The organism is Aeromicrobium sp., assembly GCF_032084975.1.
Taxonomy (GTDB): domain Bacteria; phylum Actinomycetota; class Actinomycetes; order Propionibacteriales; family Nocardioidaceae; genus Aeromicrobium.
In genome coordinates, this window is record NZ_DAMDLR010000117.1 from 1 (window position 1) to 5,391 (window position 5,391).

Below are 5,391 nucleotides of genomic sequence, written 5' to 3' on the forward strand. Positions count from 1 at the left end.
GGGGGAGTGGACCCCGTCGTCGTCGGCGTCATCCTGCTGGCGCCCATCGCGCTCGTCGAGCCGATCACGGGCTGGGCCGAGGCCGAGCGGGTGCGACCCGAGGTCGAGGCGGCCGCCGCCCGCCTCGCCGTGCTCTCGCAGATGGCGGACCCCATCGCGGAGCCCAGACACCCTCGCCCCCTGCCCGACCGCCTCGACCTCGAGGTCGACGGTGTCGTCGTCGGCTGGGACGCCCCGGTCACGGCACCGGTCTCGTTCACCGTGCCCGAGGGCGCGAAGGTCGCCGTCACCGGTCCGAGCGGCGTCGGCAAGTCGACACTCGCGTACGCGCTGCTGCGGCTGTTGCCGACGTGGGACGGCCAGGTCCGCCTCGGCGGCGTGCCGACCACGGAGCTGGCGGCCACCGAGGTGCGCCGGCGGATCGGCTACCTCGGCCAGGACGACGTCGTGTTCGACACGTCGATCCGTGAGAACCTGCGCATCGCGGACCCGGGCGCGACCGACGACCAGCTGGGCGAGGCCCTGGCGTCGGCCGGCCTGCTGTCCGCGGTCGAGGCCATGCCCGACGGCCTGGACACCCGGGTCGGCGAGCACGGCGGGAGGCTGTCCGGCGGTGAGCGCCAGCGGCTCTGCCTCGCCCGACTGCTGCTGGCCGACCACCGGATCCTGGTCCTCGACGAGCCCACCGAGCACCTCGACGCCCCCACGGCCGAGGCGCTGGTGGCGGACGTGCTGGCGCTGGCCGATCGCAGCGTGATCGTCATCAGCCACAGCCCCGCGGTGCTGAGCCGCTTCGGGGACGTGGTGCACGTGTCGCCCCGCGGCACGTCCACCACCGTTGTCTAGGGTGTTTGCGTGACCACCGAGATCCTTGTCGCCCTGATCGCCGCCGCCGTCGTCCTGCTCGGCGGCGGAATCGCGTACCTCGTCGCGAACCGCCAGCGCGAGCTGCCGCCGCCGGACGTGATGGACGAGCTGACCGAGCGCGAGATCGAACACCCCGAGCTGGCCCCGGTCGACCTCGACGAGGTCGAGGAGCTCGAGGCCGGTGTCGTCGAGGACCATCAGGTCCCCACGGTCGAGCGCCCCGAGGCGCCCCGTGGTCGCCTGTCGCGGCTGCGCTCGCGGCTGTCCCGCTCGCAGTCCAGCCTGGGCCGCGGCCTGCTGACCCTGCTCGGTGGTGGCGACCTGACCGAGGACCAGTGGGAGGAGATCGAGGACACGCTGCTGGCCGCGGACGTCGGCGTCGGCCCGACGACCGAGCTGGTGACGAACCTGCGCGCCCGCCTGGCCGCGGAGGGCGTCAAGGATCCCGAGCGCGCCAAGCAGGTCCTGCGCGACGAGCTGCTCGGCCTCGTCGGCCCGTCGCTCGACCGCCAGATGCACACCACGGGCGACGACGCCCTGCCCGGCGTCGTCCTCGTCGTCGGGGTCAACGGCACCGGCAAGACCACGACCGTCGGCCGCCTCGCGCGCGTGCTGGTCGCCGAGGAGCGCTCGGTCCTGCTCGGCGCGGCGGACACGTTCCGTGCGGCCGCCGCCGACCAGCTCGAGACGTGGGGCGCCCGCGTGGGCGTCCCCACCGTCCGCAGCCACGAGGGCGCCGATCCCGCCAGCGTCGGCTTCGAGACCGTCAAGCAGGGCATCACCGACGGCGTCGACGTCGTCCTGATCGACACCGCCGGCCGCCTGCACACCAAGTCCGGCCTGATGGACGAGCTCGGCAAGGTCAAGCGGGTCGTCGAGAAGCAGGCTCCCGTCACCGAGGTGCTGCTCGTGATCGACGCGACCACCGGCCAGAACGGCCTGACGCAGGCCCGCGTGTTCAGCGAGGTCGTCGACGTCAGTGGCATCGTCCTGACGAAGCTGGACGGCACGGCCAAGGGCGGCATCGTCATCGCCGTGCAGCGCGAGCTGGGCGTCCCGGTCAAGTTCGTGGGCCTCGGCGAGGGCCCCGACGACCTCGCCCCGTTCGACCCGGAGGAGTTCGTGGACGCCCTCCTGGAGGCGTAACGCAGACGTAACACGCGGCACCCCGGAGCGAAATCCACGACCGACACAGTGACGGCCATGGATGGTTACTACGCCTGGATGCTCATGGCCACCGCCTTGGTGCTCTTCATGACCGTGCCCGCCCTCGCCCTGTTCTACGGGGGCATGACCCGAGCCCGCTCGGTGCTGAACATGATGATGATGTCCTACGCGGCGGCCGCCGTCGTGGGCATCGTCTACGTGCTGTGGGGCTGGTCGATGTCGTTCGGCAGCAAGAGCGTCGGCGGCTTCTTCGCCAGTCCCTTCGAGCTGTTCGGCCTCGACGGCGTCGGCTGGGACGGCTACATCGCCGTCGCGTTCCAGATGACCTTCGCGATCATCACGGCGGCCCTCATCTCGGGCGCGATCGCCGACCGCGTGAAGTTCTCGGCCTGGCTGGTCTTCCTGCCGCTGTGGGTCACGTTCTCGTACTTCCCGATCGCCCACATGGTGTGGGGCGGCGGCTTCATCCACGAGCACTTCCCGGCGCAGGACTACGCCGGCGGCACCGTCGTGCACATCAACGCCGGCGTCGCGGGCGGCATCCTGGCCCTCGTCATCGGGAAGCGCATCGGCTGGCCGCGCGAGCAGATGCGCCCCCACAACCTGCCGCTGACGATGATGGGCGCGGCGATGCTGTGGTTCGGCTGGTACGGGTTCAACGTCGGCTCGATCGTCTTCGAGGCCGGGGACGGCGGCGCGAAGGACACCGCCCAGTTCATGTCCGAGACGGGCCTGACCTTCATGAACACCACCTTGGCCACCATGGCGGCGATCCTCGCCTGGCTGTTGGTCGAGAGGCTCCTGCACGGCAAGGCCACGTCGCTCGGTGCGGCCTCGGGCATCGTCGCCGGCCTCGTCGCCATCACGCCGGCGGCCGGTGCGGTCAGCATCGTCGGCGCCATCGCGATCGGGGCGATCTCGGGCGCCCTGTGCGCCTGGGCGGTCGGCCTGAAGTTCAAGCTCGGCCTGGACGACTCGCTCGACGTCGTGGGCGTCCACCTCGTCGGCGGCCTCGTGGGGACGCTCCTGATCGGCTTCCTGTCGACCTCATCGGCCCCCGGCGGCATCGACGGACTGCTCTACGGTGGCGGTCTGGGCTCGCTCGTCGACCAGGTCATGGCCGTCGTCATCGCGGTCGCCTGGACCGCCGTCTTCACCACCGCGATCGCCCTGGCGATCAAGTCCACGATCGGCTGGCGGGTCGACGACGAGGACGAGGTCACGAACGGGATCGACTTCGCCGAGCACGGCGAATCCGCCTACGACATCGCCGGGTCCACCGGCTCCAGCTTCTGAGAACGGAGAATGACCACATGAAGCTCGTCACCGCAGTGATCAAGCCGCACAAGTGGGAAGAGGTCCGCGAAGCCCTCGCCGCCTCCGGAGTCGCGGGCATGACCGTGACCGAGGCCAGCGGCTACGGCCAGCAGAAGGGCCACACCGAGGTCTACCGAGGGGCGGAGTACGACGTGTCGCTCGTGCCCAAGATCCGCCTCGAGGTCGTCGTCGACGACGCGGACGTCGAGAGTGTCGTCGCCACGATCACCTCGGCCGCCCAGACCGGCAAGATCGGCGACGGCAAGGTCTGGGTCATGCCGGTCGAGTCGGTCGTGCGGGTCCGCACGGGCGAGACGGACGAGGCGGCCCTCTGAGCCGTGCCTCCCGGGCGGCGTCCACGGACTCCGTGCTGCGCGCCGCCTTCGAGGAGCTCGCCGGTGCGCACGCCTCGGGCGTGGCACTGGTCGCCATCGGCGGCTACGGGCGCTCGGAGCTGTCCCCGCACAGCGACGTGGACGTCGTGCTGGTGCACGCCGACCACGTCCCGAGCGACGAGGTCGACGCACTCGCCGCACGGCTGTGGTCCGCGTTGTGGGAGGCCCAGGTCCCGATCGACCAGTCCGTCCGGTCCGTGGCGGAGATGACCCGGCTGGCCGCGGACGACTTCCGGGTCGCCGTGGGAGCGCTGGACGCCCGGAGCGTCGCGGGCGACGGGGGAGTGGTGCTGGCCCTGCGCGCGACGCTCCTGGCCGCGTGGCGCAAGGAGGCACGCGCCCACCTGCGCGCGATGCGAGCCGACCGCGATGCCCGGATCGTCCGCTCGGGGCAGCTGGCCTACGAGGCCGTCCCGGACCTGAAGAGCTCCGGCGGGGGGCTGCGCGATCTCGTGCTGCTGCGCGCCATCGCGGCCACGTGGCTCGTGGACGTGCCCGCGCCGGAGGTCGCCGACCTCAACGAGCAGCTGCTGGTCGTCCGCGACGCCCTGCACGAGGTCTCGGGGCGACGCGGCGACAAGCTCGTGCCCGACCTCGTCCCTGACGTGGCCGAGCGGCTGGGCTTGGCTCCGGGCGACCTCGACGTGCACGTGCGCGACGTGGGCCGTCGCATCGACCACCTCGTGGCGCGGGCCTGGCGGCGGATCGACGTGCTGGAACGGGACCCGCACCGGCGCGTCGGAGCCCGCGGACCCGTCATCGAGCGGGTCGCCGCCGGTGTGGGAGTCCTCGACGGCGAGGTCGTGCTGACCGCCGGTGCGGACACCGCGGACATCGACCTGGTCTTCCGCGTCGCCTCGACGGCGGCGCGGCGGGCGCTGCCCATCAACGAGGCGTCCCTCGGACGGCTGGCGCGCGAGGCCCCGGCCATCGACGCCCCGCTCGAGCTGCCCGCGCACCGGTCGCTCGTCGACCTGCTGATCACGGGACGGCGGCTCGTGCCGGTGTGGCTGCAGCTGGACTTCGCCGGGTTGGTCGACCGGTTCCTGCCCGAGTGGTCGGGCATCCGGCTGCGCGGGTCGTCCTCGCCGATCCACCGCTTCACGGTCGACCGGCACAGCGTCGAGACGTGCGTGAACGCCGACGAGATGAACCGCGACGTCACCCGGCCCGACCTGCTCGCCGCGGCGGCGTTGCTGCACGACATCGGCAAGGGTCGCGCCGGCGACCACAGCGACGTCGGGGCGCCGATGGCCCGCGAGATCGCCCTGCGCTGGGGCTTCGACGAGCCCGACGCCGACGTGATCGGCCGGCTGGTGCAGTGGCACCTGCTGCTGCCGACCATCGCCACCCGCCGCGACATCGAGGACCCCGTCACGGCCGCGAACGTGGCCGAGATCGTCGGCAGCGAGTCGTTCCTGGACCTGCTGGCGGCCCTGACCGCCTGCGACGCGGCGGCGACGAGCGCCTCGGCGTGGAGCGGCTGGCGACGCGGACTGATCGAGGGCCTCGTCACGAAGACGCGCCAGCACCTGCGGGGCGAGCCCGTCGCGGAGCCCGATGAGTACCAGGGCTGGCCGGCGCACCTGCCGCTGCCCGACGCCGCCCGGCTCGGCCCGCGCGAGTTCAGACTCGAGGCCGAGCC

The 5,391-nt window shown here is 72.3% G+C and carries 5 protein-coding genes; all 5 read left to right on the forward strand.

Annotation, left to right across the window (positions count from 1 at the left end; genetic code table 11):
- Window positions 1–846: ATP-binding cassette domain-containing protein (locus RT323_RS15810; protein ID WP_313410153.1), on the forward strand; the 846-nt coding region annotated here is incomplete at its 5' end.
- A 9-nt stretch (window positions 847–855) separates the two neighbouring features.
- Window positions 856–2,013, forward strand: coding sequence for a signal recognition particle-docking protein FtsY (gene ftsY / locus RT323_RS15815; protein WP_313410155.1), 1,158 nt, complete (start codon window positions 856–858; stop codon window positions 2,011–2,013).
- 57 nt (window positions 2,014–2,070) lie between these two features.
- Entirely contained in the window at window positions 2,071–3,330 is a 1,260-nt protein-coding gene (locus tag RT323_RS15820) for an ammonium transporter (RefSeq protein WP_313410157.1), read from the forward strand.
- Between the two features lie 17 nt (window positions 3,331–3,347).
- Complete coding sequence (locus RT323_RS15825) at window positions 3,348–3,686, forward strand: P-II family nitrogen regulator (protein WP_313410159.1); 339 nt, start codon at window positions 3,348–3,350, stop codon at window positions 3,684–3,686.
- 32 nt (window positions 3,687–3,718) lie between these two features.
- Window positions 3,719–5,391 (forward strand): HD domain-containing protein (locus tag RT323_RS15830; protein ID WP_313410160.1); only part of this gene is annotated, 1,673 nt, incomplete at its 3' end.